The sequence below is a fragment of the Herminiimonas glaciei genome (genome assembly GCF_042664955.1).
Taxonomy (GTDB): Bacteria; Pseudomonadota; Gammaproteobacteria; order Burkholderiales; family Burkholderiaceae_D; genus Oxalicibacterium; species Oxalicibacterium glaciei.
This window is the reverse complement of record NZ_JBHTBU010000001.1, coordinates 533,308-548,806: the sequence shown is the minus strand read 5'-3', so window position 1 is coordinate 548,806 and position 15,499 is coordinate 533,308. Positions and strand designations below refer to the sequence as shown.

Genomic DNA, 15,499 nt, shown 5'->3' with positions numbered 1-15,499 from the left:
CGAGATCTTCATATGAAGTGGATTATTAGTTATCCGTTAAACATACACTTGTATCAGAATGCTATTTTTTAAAGCTGCTGACGGCCGTCAACTCCGATGTCCAACCTTATGGCCTGGCAAAGTTGTAAAGTGCATACGCCAAAACAATCGCAGGAACAGTGCAAGACAGGATTGCGCATGTTTTCTTCCTGTATCAGGCGGGACTTGTGATGGAAATACGATGAAACAGCAGATAGTCGCCGGCCTCAGTCCCTTTGCGACGCAATGCTTGCCCGAGCGCGATTTGTCGCGGTGCCCAAGCATGCAACGCCGCATCAATATCTGCTGGCGAGGCTAGCAGTGCGTCGGCCAGGTCCATTGCATTGGACGCGGCCTTCGAGGTACTCGCTGCAGTATGTGGGCGCGGTATCGCACTCGCATCGCCGAGTATGGCAACACGACCCGCTACCATCTGGTCCGAAGCAAGGTCCCGGATCGCCTGCGCGAATGGCTGCTGCGTCGCCTCGACAACGGCGCGGAAACCGGGCGGCAACAGCAGCTGCGCTTCCCGGTAGATATGTTCTATCCAGTGTTCGGCCAACATACCTTCGGGCAGGGAATAGCCACGCTGCCGACCGTCCCTGTCTATCATGATTTGTTCCAACTGAATCGGATCCGCCACGCGATACCACACCCAGTTGTAGAGGCGATGACCGGGACGTACGTCGTTATTCTCACCCGGCACCAGATAGCCCAGGATATGGGACCCCGTGTTGTTGGCGAAGCCGAAGTCGCCAAGCAGTGCGTCCCGGGCGATAGCGGGCATTTCGTTTTCCGGGACTAGCCCGCGCCATGCCAGATAGCCTGCATACGTCGCTACTTGATTGGGCCAGAACTGCTGGCGTACTGCCGAATTTCCTCCATCTGCGCCGATGAGAAGATCGCCTATCTCGGAACTACCATCGGCAAAGTGGGCAGTGACCTTGCCGGTACCGGCATCCTGTTCGACCAGCGTCAGTACCTTGCCTTGGTGATAGTGGGCATCCGCAAAGGCTGATCGCAGTGTGGTGTAGATCAGTGACCATGAGGTTTGCGTCTGGGGTGCGTACTGCCTGGAGCGGATACGGCCATCCGGCTGGAATACCGTGCGATGGACCGAGGACACACCCAGGTCGATTTCATTCAAGTCGACGCCGATCCGGCGAAACACCTCAACCACGTCCGGCTGCAACACGATACCGCCACCACGGCTGTCGAGATCGTGCGCCGAACGCTCAAAAATATCGACATCCCATCCGATATGACGCAACAAATTACCCGTGAACAAACCTCCAAGCGAGCCACCGATGACCAGGGCGCGGGGACGGGTTGCGAGGGTGGGTTGGGAAACAGGGTAACTGGGCATGGCGTGGCTCCTTTGCGATGCCCACACTGTGCTCCAATTTTATTCTGATGATAATTAGATATATTTCGCTATCTTCTTTGCGCCAGACGCAAAGAAGACGGCAATCGTCGCCTCCCCGGGAAAGAGGCAACGCTTATTTATAACGCTCCCAATAGGGGGGGGTGCCAAAGTGCTGCACTAGGAAATCCAGAAAAGCCGCCAGCTTCTTGGAGCCACGCCGGCTTTGCAGGTAAACCGCCCAGATCGCGCCATCGTCTGCACCAACAGCGGGCGACCATTCCTCCAGTACCGGCACCAGGCGGCCGGCAGCGATGTCTTCCCCGACCAGCCAGGTCGGCATGAGCAATAGTCCGGCACCGCCGATGGCGGCCTCGCGCAGCAGCTCGGAGCCGTTGGCGCGCAAGTTGCCCGAGACTGACACTTTCTCTGTCTTGCCGTCACGCGTCAGATTCCAGGTACTCGTGACGGTCGCGTAGTCGAACAACAAGCAATTGTGTCCGGATAGCTCGCCCGGCTGGGTCGGAACACCATGTTCACCAAGATAGTCATGGCTGGCACATATCACCCTCCGATGCGGCGCAAGCTTGCGGGCGACCAAATTGTCTGATGCTGGCGAGCCCAGGCGAATGGCAACATCAATCCGGTCATCCACCAAATTGACGATCGTGTCGCTTAACTGGATATCCAGACGCATGTCCGGACATTGGCGCAAAAACAAAGGCAGTGCAGGCGCTACGTGCAAGCGACCAAAAGCCGCGGGTAGGGAGATCCGCAGCAAACCGCTTGGCGGGCCGGCCAACTCGCTCGCAGAGCGATCAGCGTTCTCCAGCTCCTCAAGAATCCTGCGCGCGTCTTCGTAGTAGCGCTGCCCTGCCTCAGTCAAGGTGACGGCACGGGTGGAACGGTTCAGCAGGATAGTGCCCAGGCTTTCTTCCAGCACGTTCAACTGTCGCGTTAGCGACGACGGTGCCAAATCCAGGCGACGTGCCGCGGGTGCGAAGCCACCGTGTTCGACAACCGCTACGAGGGCGCTCAGAGCAGCGAATCGGTCCAAGATATTCTCCAATCAATCTTTGCACAAAACGCAAAGAACATATCATATTTCAATGCATTATCATTTCCGATGAATGGCTGCAACATAGGTGCTGAAGATCATTTCATGCGGAGATTACTATGAAGCTCATCATCGATATCACATCCGATTTCATTTGCCCTTGGTGCTTCGTCGCCGAACGTCAATTGAGTCAGGCAATTAACGAACTGCCGGACGGCATCACCGTCGAGACACGCTGGCATCCGTTTGAACTCAATCCCGATATGCCAGTCCAGGGGATGGACCGTAAAACCTATCGAACGATGAAATTCGGCAGTTGGGAACGCAGCCAGGCAATGGACGCACACACCGTGCAGGCGACACAAAATAAAGGGGTCGCATTTGACTACGCCGCCATCAAGAAGACGCCAAACACGTTTCTTGCTCATCGCCTCATGCAACTGGCAAGGCGCGAGGGCGTAGCCACTGCCATAGCAGGAGCGGTATTCTCCGCCTACTTCGAGCGCGGTGCTGATATCGGCGATATCGAAGTATTGGCCGATATTGCCCGGGACAACGGACTTCCTCGGAAAACAGCCGTAAACTTCCTCGCCAGCGATGCCGGTGTGCATGAAGTGCGCGCAGCAGAACATGCCATACAGCTCGATGGTATACGCAGTGTGCCGCTGATTAATATCAACGGAGAGATAATTAGTGGCGCACAATCGATGGAGCACTTCAGGATCGTGCTGCATCGTGCCGCAGGACTGATAGCCACCGACAGCCCCTCTTCCACCCATAACGCCAGGAATTAATTGATGCCACATTTCAATTCTGCCCACACCCAGGTGTTCCAGAATGGCGAATTGACGCTGGGCTTAATGACACCGTTCGGCGACGCTACGCATGATCTGGCTGACATGGAAGATCAATTCCGGCTGGCCGCGATGGCTGACGAATTGGGTTTTAAAGCCTTGTGGGTACGCGATGTCCCACTGATGGTGCCGCAAGGAAGTGCCAATACCGCAAGCAATCTCGATGATCCATTCATTTGGTTGGCGGGCATCGCCGGTGTGACCAAGAGGATTGCGCTGGGTACGGCGGCGGCGGTCCTCACGCTACGCAATCCAATTCATCTGGCAAAAACAGCGCTGAGTATGGATAGATTAAGCAAGGGACGGTTTATTCTTGGCTTGGGGTCCGGAGATCGACCAGCAGAATTTGCCGCCTTCAATGAGGACCCGGAAACGAGAGCAGCCGTTTACCGGGAGCACTGGAAACTATTGCGATCAGCGTTAAGTTCGTCGGACGAACAGCGCTCAGTACTGAGATCAGCCACAGGCGGATTCGATCTCATGAGCAAACCCGCCAGCGACATTCCTATGATCGTGGTGGGCACGTCTAGACAGTCGCTGCAGTGGATTGCCGAGCATGCCGATGCCTGGGCCACCTATCATCGGGAAGACGCACGCCAGCAGGGGCGCATAGGACTGTGGCGACTATCGTTGGAGCAAAAGGGAGCAAGCCTGAACAAGCCATTTATCCAGTCTATCCAACTCGAATTAAGCAGTGATCCGGACACCGCAACGGAGCCATTGGAATTGGGCTTACGTACAGGGCGTAATGGATTAAACAGATATCTGGCAGGGCTGAAGACGATGGGGGTAAGCCATGTCATCCTTAATTTGACACTCAAGCAGCGCAATGCGGGAGAAATAATCGAGGAAATCGGTCAATACGTCATTCCCCGATTTCCTCCTTGAGGGAGGCGTTCCTGTCCGCAGGCATGGCGGTCCGTCACAAGTTGATTTTAAAATTATCCGTATCCCATGCGTACAAAAACAGCCGACATGGCAGGTCGGCTGCCACAGTTACAAAACTCAATGCGGTATTGAATAATTTACCGGAACAAATTCATACGCATTTCCTTTAGCCCGGATATGTCCCAAGCCGGGAAACTGCAGATGGGATGCGCCAAGCAAATATCCCTGTTTGGCGGCTTCAGCGAACACCGCTATCCGTCTCGCGCGCGCCGCCTTGGTGTCTGAATCAAAAGAAATGGTGACCGAAGGCTTGTCAAACTGAACCGCAGCGATATGCACCATATCACCCAAAAGCACCAGCTTCTGTCCGCCATTCTCTACGACAAAAATAGTATGACCTGGCGTATGTCCATAGTTGGCGACTGCCTTAATTCCGGTTTCAAGTTGGGTATTTCCATCGAAGGTCTTCAGCTTCCCTGCTTTTGCATACTGTCCAACCGTACTCATGGCACCCGCAAAAAATTCTTTATTTTCCGATGATGCTTTCGCCATATTGGATGCACTCAGCCAGTAGTCGGCGTCACGTTTATCTGCATACACAATCGCATTCGGAAAGACCAGCTTATCGCTGCCCAAACCACCTATATGATCCGGGTGCATATGGCTAATATAAATTTCGTCCACTTGCTCGGGCTGATAACCGGCTGCCTTCAGATTGTCGACCAGTTTCCCCAGGGTAGGCCCAAAAAGACTGCCGGCACCGGTGTCAACCAATATCAGTTTGTTCCCGGTATTAATAAGAAAGCTGTTGAAAGACATTTCAGTCGGCGTACTTAGAAAATGTTTGCGCAAGGCCGCTGTCGTTTTTTTCGGTGCTTCATGCAACACCTTCTCAACCGGTAACTCGGCTGTCCCATCACTAAGGGCCGTAATCTCATAGCTGCCTATCGGGATACGGTAGTAACCGGGAGCCTGGGTTTTGACTTGCGGCGCAGCAGCCGTTGCAAATGTCTGTATAAGCATGCCAGCGAGCAAAACCGCTAGCGGCGCAACAGGCTTGTAAAAACGAGAGATATTCATTCGGGATCCTATATATTGAGTAGTTAGCACATGTGCACCCACCCAAGTATGTCGGCTCGCGCAACGAGCGTGAGCTTATATATCCTGCGACGATCAGATAGCTCCTGCAGACACGGCTTGAGGTAACGCTCCGATGAACTTGGAAGGCATCCCGATCTTAGAAAATGAAATGTGGCCTGTCTTGTATCAGAATGCTTTTGCATGGTTTAAGTTGTTTGCACCACCCAGTATAAACATCGGTGAGCATGCATAAAAAAACGAATGCATGAAGTTGCCTTTAGTCCGCCATTTACGGCGTGCTCTTGCTGATGTCCGCCCTAGCGTACTGGATCCTCGAACGCCTGATCATAGTTTCGCAGGGACAGACATCCTTGCTCAAGCGCGCGTCTTGGAACATTCACAATATCCCAACCTTATCAGGGGGAATACAAAAAAGGCAGACCGTGGTCTGCCTTTTTTGTATTAATCGACGCCAGGCCTTGCCGCCCAACTTGCTATCTGCGTCACACTACTTCCGTATCTTGATTTCCGAAATTTCTTCCAGGGACAAACCACGCGTCTCGATGCCGAATCGATAGACAATAAATGCTGCAACCACGAAACAGCCTGCCCCAACAGTAAAGACACCAATCTGCCCGACCAATGGCAAAATCACGCCGACGATCGTAGGCCCCAATAATGAGCCGAGACGTCCGACGGTAGAAGCCATGCCGCAACCTGATGCACGAGCCCGTGTCGGGTACAGCTCCGGGGTATATGTGTAGAGCACCGCCCACATGCCAAACATGAAGAACTGCATCATCGCACCGGCCGATACCAGCGCGATAAAGGTATGCGCAGAGCTGGCGACCCAGCCATAGATGAACACCATGACCGCACCACCCAGCAGTGTGGAAACGCAGGCCGGCTTGCGCCCCCATCGTTCCACCACCCAGGCCGCCCACAGGAAACCGGGGATGCCGCCACAGGCGATATACACGGTATAGAGAACGGATTTGGTGACTTCAAGACCGGACTGTTGCAGCAAGGCCCCTATCCATGTATTCAAGCCGTAAAAGCCAAGCAGCGCAAAGAACCACAAGCCCCAGACAGTGAGTGTGCGGCGCCGATAAACCGCAGACCACAGGACTTTTATGCCAAACGCTTCCTGATCCCGCATCATTGCGGTTTGCACTATCGGTGGCAGGGAATCTACTTTTAGTATCTTCTTCACTTCACCCTCTATGCCGTCGACAATGTTGGATGCCTCTGCATGCCGCCCTTTTGATTCAAGCCAGCGTGGTGATTCAGGCACATATCGCCGGATAACAAAAAGGAATACTGCAGGAATAGCGCCCAGCAGGAACATCGTGCGCCAGCTGTAGGATGCAAGAACGTAGTACGACATCAAGCCTGCACAGATAAATGCAATGGGCCAATTGCCATCCATCAGTGCCAGGTATTTCCCCCTTCGCTTGGCAGGAATAAACTCAGACAACAAGGTCTGCGCCAAGGGCAGTTCCATACCCATGCCTATCCCCAACAAGACGCGATAGATAGCGAGCGAAACGGGATCATTTGCAGTGGAACACAGATAACTGGCCACACCCCAAATGATCATGCTGATTTGAAAGATAGGTTTGCGTCCGAATTTATCCGCCAGCATGCCCGAGCTGACTGCACCTATCGCCATGCCGACAAAGCTGGCACTTCCCAGCATGCCTGCTTGCGCAGTAGTGAGGCCAAACTCGGTTTTAATCGAACCCAGCAGGTAGGCCATCATCGCCAGGTCCAGGTTGTCGAAGAAGAATGCCAGCGCAATCACCATAAACAGGAAGCGGTGGTAGTTGCAGATGGGCAGGCGCTCCAGCCTGTCGGCAGCGCTGATCGCTGCTGTCTCAAGATCATTTTTTCTCATGGAATCCTCTATGTATATTTTTTTTGAAACGTCGTTGTAGCGATATATTTCGCTGACCTCGTACTGTGTTCCGAGACCGCGCTGATGGCGCTTTAGGAGCGGCCATCCTCTATCGCCTGCACGCCATTTTTGTGTGTCAAAAAATGCTTACGGGAATGAGAAAAAATTGGACAGGCTGCGTTGCAGTCATGCATATTTTTTGACCATGCAATATCCAATTACCCAGGCATAAAAAAAAGGTAGCCATATCTTTCGACATGGCTACCTTAGTGCTTGGTGAAAACGACTGTTACTTGAAACGATCAGGGTCGAAAGCATCAGCACCCAGTGACGATAGCGCCGCCCCCGCAGGAAAAGGAAAGCGTACATATGGTGCTTGCGGCTGTCCCGGCGGCGAATATTGGCCATCTGCAAGTATGCGTTTCTTGGCTGTCATTTCAATGATTTTGCAATTGAACGCCACGATCTGGTTCGCTGCACCATCTTCTATCGGCTTGTATCCTTTTTCCGGCCGGAATTTATCCAAAGCCTGATTCTGGTGCGCACGGACTTCCTCGGTTCCTTCCCGTATCTCGGCAATACAACGCGCGATAACGCTGTAGTACTCGAGGCTGGTGTTTTGCCCTTTCGGCGCCTTCAACAAGGCAACCGGCTGGTCCACCTCTATCGTAATGTGCTGGTTCGCCTTGATCAGATTCGCCATCTTGCCGAAGCGCGAACAATGAATGAGGAAGGTATTATTCACGAAGGTAAAACTTTGCGGCACCACATATGGGAATGGATCGTCTTGTACACCAACCCGGCAAATCAATTGATCTTTCAGGAAGGCATGGATTGCCGGCCAATCGTTCCATGCCAGGTCAGTACGACGCATCTCGGTTTTAAAATAATCTGGGGCTGTCATTGCGCACCTATCAAGGCAGTTTCATTGAAAAAAACAGATTGATCACGTCCCGGGCCTATGCCAACGCAACGGATCCTGCAAGCCGTTTGCTCTTCTATAAATTGGAGAATCTGTAGCAATTCAAATGGAATCTCTTCACCTTCGAGGGTAAAGGCCGGAAAATTCACAATTGATCTATCGCGTCCCTTCCCCGCATATACCGGGACGCATCCCTGTGGAGTGCGGGAGAAATAAGCCAGACAATCGCATTTATTCAGGAAAATTTCATCTACACCATGCAACGCGACGACATCCGCCAGTTGCCCGACATCCAGTAATCCCACACGCCGCGGTCGGCCGCTTCCCGTGCCATATTCCCCGGTCAGCATGCGTAAGGCGATACCTTGCTTGAAGGCGTCCTCCGAGCGCAGTAATTCCAATGCATCAAAGCCGGCCTGTTCAGACGCCGCACCGATTCCATTCAGGGCCGCATGTTGGCAATACTGTTCCGAACGCGTAGCGCCCAGCTCAGAAGGAAAAGCACCGGAACCGACCCGTGACATGAGCGCCTTTGCCACACCTATAGACTTGCGATGGTAGCGGCACGGCAAATCCCCGCCGACATATGCATACGATGGCGCAGTATGGCTGGACGTTACATAGGGCTGGTCGCCGTACATCACATCAAGCAGCACGGATTGCGCCCCCTCAAACAAGACATGGGCACCGGCATCGACCCGTTTTACCAGGAATAGTGGGTCATCCGTGACGTACGCTTTTACCACGTCCCAGGCCTCCTGCAGTGCCAGCATCGAGGTATCTGCATGTGACTCTTCTGCGTGCAGCGCGTGCAAGCCCAATTGCGCAGCGTAGCGTTCATACATCATTTCAAAAGCGGCCGCACTGTCGCGCAGGAGATCCCGGATTTGCAACGAGATGCGCCTGCCATCAGACATACGCAGTGCACGATCGGCATAACATGGGCCGATCCCGTTGCCGGTGGTACCAATTTCCTTGCCGTGTATTTGATCAAAATGTATATGCGAAGGCTGTACCAGCACACAACGGCTGCTCACATACAAGCGCCCCCGCAGGGAAATTCCAAGTTCCTCCAGCGAGCGGATTTCCTCGGCCAACTGAACGACACCTACTGCACAGCCAGACCCGATATATAGAAGCTTGTCCGGATAAAAGACGGCGGACGGGATTTGCCTGAGTTTGACTGTGCACTGCCTCGTTACCACCGTATGCCCGGCGTTTGCACCTCCGTTAAAGCGCGCCACGATGTCATATTCCTTTGCCAGCAGGTCGACTATTTTCGCCTTTCCTTCATCGCCATACTGGAGACCGACCAGGACATCTGCATAGCCAGCAGCCTTCATCATCAGTTGCCTGCCTTCAGGATAAAAGTCGCTTCCACTTCTACCGGTACACCGAACGGCAGGCTGGCGACGCCAATCGCGATCCTGGCATGGCTGCCTTTATCACCAAAGATATCGGTGATCAGTGTGGAGGCGGCATTGATAATTTGCGGTGCCTCAATATAGCCTTCCGCCGTAGCGACGAAGCCGCCCAGGCGCAGTACACGCTCTACCCGGTCCAGATCGCCATTGCTCGCATGGGATACCCAACCAAGAATATTCAGTACACAAATCCGTGCCGCTTCCTGCGCCTGCTCCGCCGATATCACGGTCGGGACTTTCCCCACGAACAGTGGTTTGCCATCGCGTACCGGGAGCTGGCCGGAGACAGTCAACAATCCCTGATGGAGGGTGTACGGCAGGAAAGGAGCGGACGGCAGAGTAAACGCGGGAAGCACGAGACCCGCTTCTCGAATGCGATCGGAAGCTGACATTTATTATCCTAAGTAAAGAAAGAGAACGCGCGTTTGCACAAGATTTCAAACGCACGGAAGACCACAAGTGACTTCGGCACTACTATGCCAATTGCGGATCGCAAGGTCTGCCTGCGTGATGCCAATGGATATCGCGCATACGCCAACAATATCGGCAGCTTGCAGTCTTACTCTGAAGCGGGGAACAACTCGCGGAAATACTCGGTGGGCGTCAAGCCGATGGCACGCTTGAACATGGCGCTAAACGCACTGGGACTTTCATAGCCAAGCTGCAATGCGATATCGGTCACATTCTTATTGGTGGCCAGCATCTGGATCGCAGCCAGCAGCCTTGCCTGTTGCTTCCACTGGCTGAAAGTCAGCCCGGTTTGCTCCGGGAACAAACGGACGATGGTTCGTGCACTGGCACCTATGAATTTACTCCATTCATCCACCGTCGTTTCATCGGACGGTTCATTGAGTATGCGCTGGCAGATCTTGGCCAGGCGCGGATCACTCGGCATCGGCAAATGCAGCCGGACCACCTTCAAGGGCTTGATTTCATGCAGCAGGAGCTGCACCAGCAAGCCATCCCTGCCGGCCTCGTCATAGTGCAGCGGGATATGCACCATCGCTGCAATGAGTTCCCGCAACAGCGGCGGTACAGATACCACGCAACAGTCGGCTAATTCAGGCGGGATATGGTCCGGCCTGACGTAGACAGTGCGCATTTCGACATTGCCGCAGGCCTGCATGCTGTGCATCATCCCGGGCGGAACCCAGACTGCACGCTGCGGTGGAACAACCCAGGAGCCCAATTCCGTCATGACCAGAATGGCACCTGAATAAGCGTAAATCAACTGGCCGCGCGGATGCTGATGGTAGTCGATCAAATGATGATTAGCCAAATCCCGAGCCATCCCGCCCGCGGGTCGCTCGATGTGTTGGTAGTCTTCCCTATTTTCGCTTTTACCAAACATGGCATTTCGACGACAGTTAGTGGCGTGTAGAAGCGGGCGACGCCCACCTCATATCTTTACAGTTTCTTTTCCAACTAACGGAGAAGAAACCAATGTCAGTCTACCGCAATTTCAATCAAGTCGAACTGGATAAACAATACAATGTGCGAGGCGGGATTCCCGATTTCCTCGATATATTTTCCCGCTGGTCGCACAGCAGCGCGGCCTTCCGCAGCGCCAATCGTGTGCTGGAAAATATTCCTTACGGCATCAATGAAACGCAGAATCTGGACTTCTTTCCGGCCGCGACAGCCGGACGTCCACTCCTTGTTTTCATCCACGGCGGCTACTGGCAATCACTGGATAAATCAGACTTCAGTTACCTTGCTGCGCCATATATAAAACGAGATATCAACGTGGCCGTCGTGAACTACCGGCTCGCGCCGACGGTAGGCATGGATGAAATCGTCGCCGACAATCGTGATGCATTGATCTGGTTATATCGCAATGCAGAAACACTTGCTTTTGATAGGGACAAAATATTCCTTTCAGGTCATTCGGCCGGCGGGCATCTCACTGCCACCATGGTAAGCATAGACTGGACAACGCACGGCCTGCCTGCCAATGTATTGAAAGGTGCATGCGCCATCAGTGGCCTGTACGACCTGGAACCAATTCGCCTTTGCTATCTGAACAAAGCCGTTGGCCTTACCCCGGCACAAGTGGAACAATTCAGTCCGACCAAGAAATTACCAGCCGTTAACACACCCCTTATCCTGACCGTAGGCGGAAATGAATCGGATGAATACCATAGGCTTCAAGCAGAGTATGCGGAACTGCTTGGCGCGAAGGGCATGGAGATTCAGATAGTCCGGCAGGCCGATGGACATCACTTCGATGCCGTCGATCGCCTGGGTGATGCAGAAAATGAACTGGGCAAAGCCATGCTGCAATTGATTGAGCGTTTTTCTTAAGCTAAACCAGGCTGCCAACTGCGACCAGCACAGTATGAATGGCGCATAAAAATGCGGCTGGTGTCACTGCGAGAGTGAAACACCAGCCGCATTTTCTGTATCCGAACTACATCAGTGCTTCAATGCATCCGGTACCTTGCCGCCGTTTTCGGCGAGCTTGATCATGACTTGCTTGTGCAGCCAGATATTCATCGTGGCTGAATCATTGGTATCACCGCTGTATTTCAATTCCTGCGCCAACGTTTTGCGTGCGGTCAGGCTGCTGTCCAGGTCGAGCAATTTCATCAGGTCGACGATGGATGTACTCCAATTGAGTTTTTGTGCATTCTTTTGTGCGAGGCCATTCAGGATGGCTTCCACGTCCACTTGCTGGACCGGGGCCGCAGGAGCGGCGGCTGGTGCTGCACCGGAAGCCGCAGGGGCGGCTGGAGCCGGGGCGGCGTGCGAGGATGGAAAGATCTTGCTGAAAATAGTACTGAGAATACCCATGATGTAGCTCCTTTTAAAGAATCGGAAAATCGATGGAATCTATACTGTCTGGCCTGCTTGCTTCGTACCTACACTCACCTACATAAAACATCAAAAATTCCGCACAGGCAGGGTTATGCATCCCTGCCGTGCACGGCAATTCAGTTAAAGATCAAACCGTTGAAAGTCCAGTAGCCCAGCAGGAAAAGCGCCAGTGCAATGGCAAACTGTTTCAGGAATTGTTTATTCATGTCGTCCTCTGTTCGCGGCGTTTTTAGACTACGCCGTCGCGTCTCAATTCGGCAATACCCGCCTCATCATAACCCAGTGTTTGCAATACATCATCTGTATGCTCACCCAGGGTGGGTCCCAGCCATTTAGTTTCACCCGGCGTTTCCGATAACTTCGGTGTGATGGCCGGCAACTTGATCGGCGTGCCATCGGCAAAAGTATGCTGTTCGAACATCTTGCGCGCGAGGAATTGCGGATCGCTCATCATGTCGCGTATCGAATAAATTTTGCCGACCGGCACATCGGCCTTTTGCAATATCTCAAGTGCGCTTGCTATGGTCTGCGTACTGCACCATTGCTGGATTGCAGTATCAATTTCTGCCGTGCGCGGCACGCGACCATCGTTGCGTGCGAGCTGTGCATCGTCGGCCAGGTCATCCCGTCCCATCGCCAGCATCAGGCGTTTGAAGATGGCATCGCCATTGCCGGCGATCACGATATTTTCGCCATCGCCGGTGGTATAGGTATTCGACGGCACGATGCCTGGCAAGGCGCCGCCGGTACGTTCGCGTACGACACCGGCATAGTCGTATTCCGGCACCAGTGATTCCATCATATTGAATACGGCTTCGTATAGCGCCACATCTATCATCTGGCCCTGCCCTGCCTGCGAGGCATCGCCCGACTTGCCGTTCCAGCGGCCACCGGTGGCATCGCGGTGCCGCAGCGCCATCATTGCACCTATCACGCCATGCAGGGCCGCCACCGAATCGCCGATAGAGATACCGACACGCAATGGTGGCCGATCCGGGAAGCCAGACACATATCGCAGGCCGCCCATCGATTCACCGATTGCACCAAAGCCCGGTTGATCCTTCAGGGGCCCGGTCTGGCCGAAACCGGACAGGCGCACCATGATGGTGGCCGGATTTTCCGCTTTCAACTGTTCGTAGCCAAGCGACCATTTTTCCAGCACACCGGGACGGTAGTTCTCGATGATGATGTCCGCTTCCAGCGCCAGCTGCCGCGCAATCTTTTGCCCGCGTGCATCCTTCAGGTTCAGCGTCAGGCTTTTTTTGTTGCGCGCCTGCACCGACCACCACAGCGAGGTGCCATCCTTCAGCACCCGCCATTGGCGTATCGGGTCGCCGCCATCCGGTGATTCGATCTTGATGACTTCAGCCCCGAATTCCGCCAACATGCGTGAACAAAAAGGCCCGGCGATCAGGGTGCCGAGTTCGAGGACTTTGATACCGGCCAATGGACCGGATGCAGCTTTTTTTTCCATATTTTTTTAAGTTTGTTTCAGGGCGCGCAATTCGGCGCCGAGGTTGTGACGCGCCTGGGCTTCAAGCTCGGCCGTCAGCCTGGGGGTAAAGTATAAGGTCGGACGCTGCAGGAAATCTTCTATCACCCAGCCGCGCCCTTGCCGGTAATCATCGACGGCGACCCACGCATATTCGGACTGTATGGCCTTGCTATAGGCCTGGTAAACCTTTTCTTCGGCACCCAGTATCGCCAGGTCCATATCGAGGAATAAGGGCAAATCGATAATCTCCGGCGCAGTCACCGTATGTGTCGCCGTCGCGACGATGCATTCCCAGACCGGCGGGATGTGATACTCATCGATGTTCATCGCGATCATGGCACAGCGCGCCCATTCTGCACTGCGCTGCTCATTGTCTTTCAGGTGTGTATCGTAGATGACGTCATGGAACCAGATCGCGAACTCGACTGTTTCCATCGAACGTATATGTTCACGCTGCTGCTCGGCACGGCGCAGCAAGGCGGCCACATGCGAGAGATTGTGATAGCTGCGCTGCGGTTCTGAATAATGCCTGAGCAGTTCTTTCCACACCGCATCCGCTGCTGCAGGTTCAGCGAAGACAGCAGCTGTCAAAGCCTGCCATTTCTGCTGCAACCATTCCTGATTTTCCGTGGAAGCTGTCAACATCGCTGATCACTTTCATGAAAGATGGAGCATCAAGCCGCGGGAGCATGGTTCTTTACGTCGTGCGTCTATCCAGCATCGCACGCGCAATCGTACCAGCGTCTACATATTCCAGTTCGCCACCGACCGGCACACCACGTGCCAGCCGACTGACTTTGAGGCCGCGCGCTTTCAGCGTTTCGCTGATGTAGTGCGCAGTCGCTTCGCCTTCATTCGTAAAATTGGTCGCCAGCACTACTTCCTGCACGATGCCGTCGGTAGCGCGGCTGATCAATTTTTCGAGATGGATATCCTTGGGGCCTATGCCATCCAGCGGCGACAGGCGTCCCATCAACACAAAGTACAAACCCTTGAAAGTCAGCGTCTGCTCTATCATCAACTGATCACCCGGCGTTTCGACCACACACAGCAAGGCCGGATTACGCTCGGCATCGAGGCAGGTTTCGCATACCTCATGCTCGGTGAAGGTATTGCACATCGCACAGTGCTGCACCTTTTCCACCGCCTGCGACAAGGCACGTCCCAGCATGGCGGCACCATCGCGGTCGTGCTGCATCAGGTGGTAAGCCATGCGTTGCGCCGATTTCGGGCCGACGCCCGGCAGGCGACGCAGGGCTTCAGTCAGGAAATCTAGGCTGGACGGTGTTTTCAATGGCTATGCTTCAATACTTGATTAGAACGGCATTTTGAAGCCGGGTGGCAAAGGCATACCTGCCGTCACACCCGACATCTTTTCCTGCGAAGTTGCTTCAGCCTTGCGCACTGCATCGTTGAATGCGGCAGCAACCAAGTCTTCCAGCATGTCCTTGTCGTCGGCCAGCAGCGATGGATCGATGGAAACGCGTTTCACATCGTTCTTGCACGACATCACGACCTTGACCAGGCCGGCACCGGACTGGCCTTCAACTTCTATCGAAGCCAATTGGTCCTGCATCTTTTTCATATTGTCCTGCATTGCTTGCGCCTGCTTCATCAGACCAGCCAATTGGTTTTTCATCATGATCTTGCTCCTTTAAATAATTCGGATTGATGTATGGGATTT

At 53.8% G+C, this 15,499-nt stretch carries 16 protein-coding genes; 3 read left to right on the top strand and 13 right to left on the bottom strand.

Translation table 11 applies throughout. The features are described from left to right. Nucleotides 1-193: 193 nt before the first annotated feature. Together ACFQPC_RS02360 and ACFQPC_RS02355 are read right to left on the bottom strand one after the other, a co-directional pair. Nucleotides 194-1,384 carry an FAD binding domain-containing protein gene (locus tag ACFQPC_RS02360; protein ID WP_382270040.1) on the bottom strand — a complete coding sequence of 397 codons (1,191 nt, stop codon included), beginning with the start codon at nt 1,382-1,384 and terminating at the stop codon, nt 194-196. Between the two features lie 133 nt (nt 1,385-1,517). Then, entirely contained in the window at nt 1,518-2,438 is a 921-nt protein-coding gene (locus ACFQPC_RS02355) for a LysR family transcriptional regulator (protein WP_382270039.1), read from the bottom strand. A gap of 119 nt (nt 2,439-2,557) precedes the next feature. Between ACFQPC_RS02355 and ACFQPC_RS02350 the strand changes: the two genes are divergently transcribed. Together ACFQPC_RS02350 and ACFQPC_RS02345 are read left to right on the top strand one after the other, a co-directional pair. Further along, entirely contained in the window at nt 2,558-3,232 is a 675-nt protein-coding gene (locus tag ACFQPC_RS02350; RefSeq protein ID WP_382270038.1) for a DsbA family oxidoreductase, read from the top strand. A gap of 3 nt (nt 3,233-3,235) precedes the next feature. Further along, nucleotides 3,236-4,180, top strand: coding sequence for a TIGR03571 family LLM class oxidoreductase (locus ACFQPC_RS02345; RefSeq protein ID WP_382270037.1), 945 nt, complete (start codon nt 3,236-3,238; stop codon nt 4,178-4,180). 117 nt (nt 4,181-4,297) lie between these two features. Here ACFQPC_RS02345 and ACFQPC_RS02340 read toward each other — a convergent pair whose 3' ends face one another. The 6 genes from ACFQPC_RS02340 to ACFQPC_RS02315 form a co-directional block, all read right to left on the bottom strand. Continuing rightward, complete coding sequence (locus ACFQPC_RS02340; protein ID WP_382270036.1) at nt 4,298-5,260, bottom strand: MBL fold metallo-hydrolase; 963 nt, start codon at nt 5,258-5,260, stop codon at nt 4,298-4,300. Between the two features lie 508 nt (nt 5,261-5,768). After that, on the bottom strand, nt 5,769-7,157 hold the full coding sequence (locus tag ACFQPC_RS02335; protein WP_382270035.1) for an MFS transporter: 1,389 nt from the start codon (nt 7,155-7,157) through the stop codon (nt 5,769-5,771). 289 nt (nt 7,158-7,446) lie between these two features. Further along, a complete protein-coding gene (locus ACFQPC_RS02330; protein ID WP_382270034.1) occupies nt 7,447-8,061 on the bottom strand; it encodes a pyridoxamine 5'-phosphate oxidase family protein in 615 nt (204 codons plus the stop codon). Further along, complete coding sequence (locus ACFQPC_RS02325; protein ID WP_382270033.1) at nt 8,058-9,425, bottom strand: adenylosuccinate synthetase; 1,368 nt, start codon at nt 9,423-9,425, stop codon at nt 8,058-8,060. The genes ACFQPC_RS02330 and ACFQPC_RS02325 overlap by 4 nt, the downstream gene beginning before the upstream one ends. Continuing rightward, a complete protein-coding gene (locus tag ACFQPC_RS02320) occupies nt 9,425-9,895 on the bottom strand; it encodes a RidA family protein (protein WP_382270032.1) in 471 nt (156 codons plus the stop codon). Before ACFQPC_RS02320 ends, ACFQPC_RS02325 begins: the two co-directional genes overlap by 1 nt. A gap of 167 nt (nt 9,896-10,062) precedes the next feature. Next, nucleotides 10,063-10,782 (bottom strand): AraC family transcriptional regulator, encoded by a 720-nt coding sequence (locus tag ACFQPC_RS02315; protein WP_382270031.1) that lies wholly within the window; start codon nt 10,780-10,782, stop codon nt 10,063-10,065. A gap of 164 nt (nt 10,783-10,946) precedes the next feature. Between ACFQPC_RS02315 and ACFQPC_RS02310 the strand changes: the two genes are divergently transcribed. Further along, the gene (locus ACFQPC_RS02310) at nt 10,947-11,807 is read left to right on the top strand and encodes an alpha/beta hydrolase (RefSeq protein ID WP_382270030.1); all 861 of its coding nucleotides are present in this window, start codon (nt 10,947-10,949) and stop codon (nt 11,805-11,807) included. A 111-nt stretch (nt 11,808-11,918) separates the two neighbouring features. On the opposite strand, the gene ACFQPC_RS02305 is transcribed toward ACFQPC_RS02310, so the two are convergent. From ACFQPC_RS02305 to ACFQPC_RS02285, 5 genes are all read right to left on the bottom strand, one after another. Further along, complete coding sequence (locus tag ACFQPC_RS02305) at nt 11,919-12,296, bottom strand: DUF3597 domain-containing protein (protein ID WP_382270029.1); 378 nt, start codon at nt 12,294-12,296, stop codon at nt 11,919-11,921. A gap of 253 nt (nt 12,297-12,549) precedes the next feature. After that, complete coding sequence (locus ACFQPC_RS02300) at nt 12,550-13,794, bottom strand: CaiB/BaiF CoA transferase family protein (protein WP_382270028.1); 1,245 nt, start codon at nt 13,792-13,794, stop codon at nt 12,550-12,552. Nucleotides 13,795-13,800: 6 nt separating this feature from the next. After that, the gene (locus ACFQPC_RS02295; RefSeq protein ID WP_382270027.1) at nt 13,801-14,460 is read right to left on the bottom strand and encodes an HD domain-containing protein; all 660 of its coding nucleotides are present in this window, start codon (nt 14,458-14,460) and stop codon (nt 13,801-13,803) included. 52 nt (nt 14,461-14,512) lie between these two features. Further along, the gene (recR, locus tag ACFQPC_RS02290) at nt 14,513-15,109 is read right to left on the bottom strand and encodes a recombination mediator RecR (protein WP_012080181.1); all 597 of its coding nucleotides are present in this window, start codon (nt 15,107-15,109) and stop codon (nt 14,513-14,515) included. Between the two features lie 21 nt (nt 15,110-15,130). Continuing rightward, a complete protein-coding gene (locus ACFQPC_RS02285) occupies nt 15,131-15,457 on the bottom strand; it encodes a YbaB/EbfC family nucleoid-associated protein (RefSeq protein ID WP_012080182.1) in 327 nt (108 codons plus the stop codon). Between the last annotated feature and the right edge of the window lie 42 nt (nt 15,458-15,499).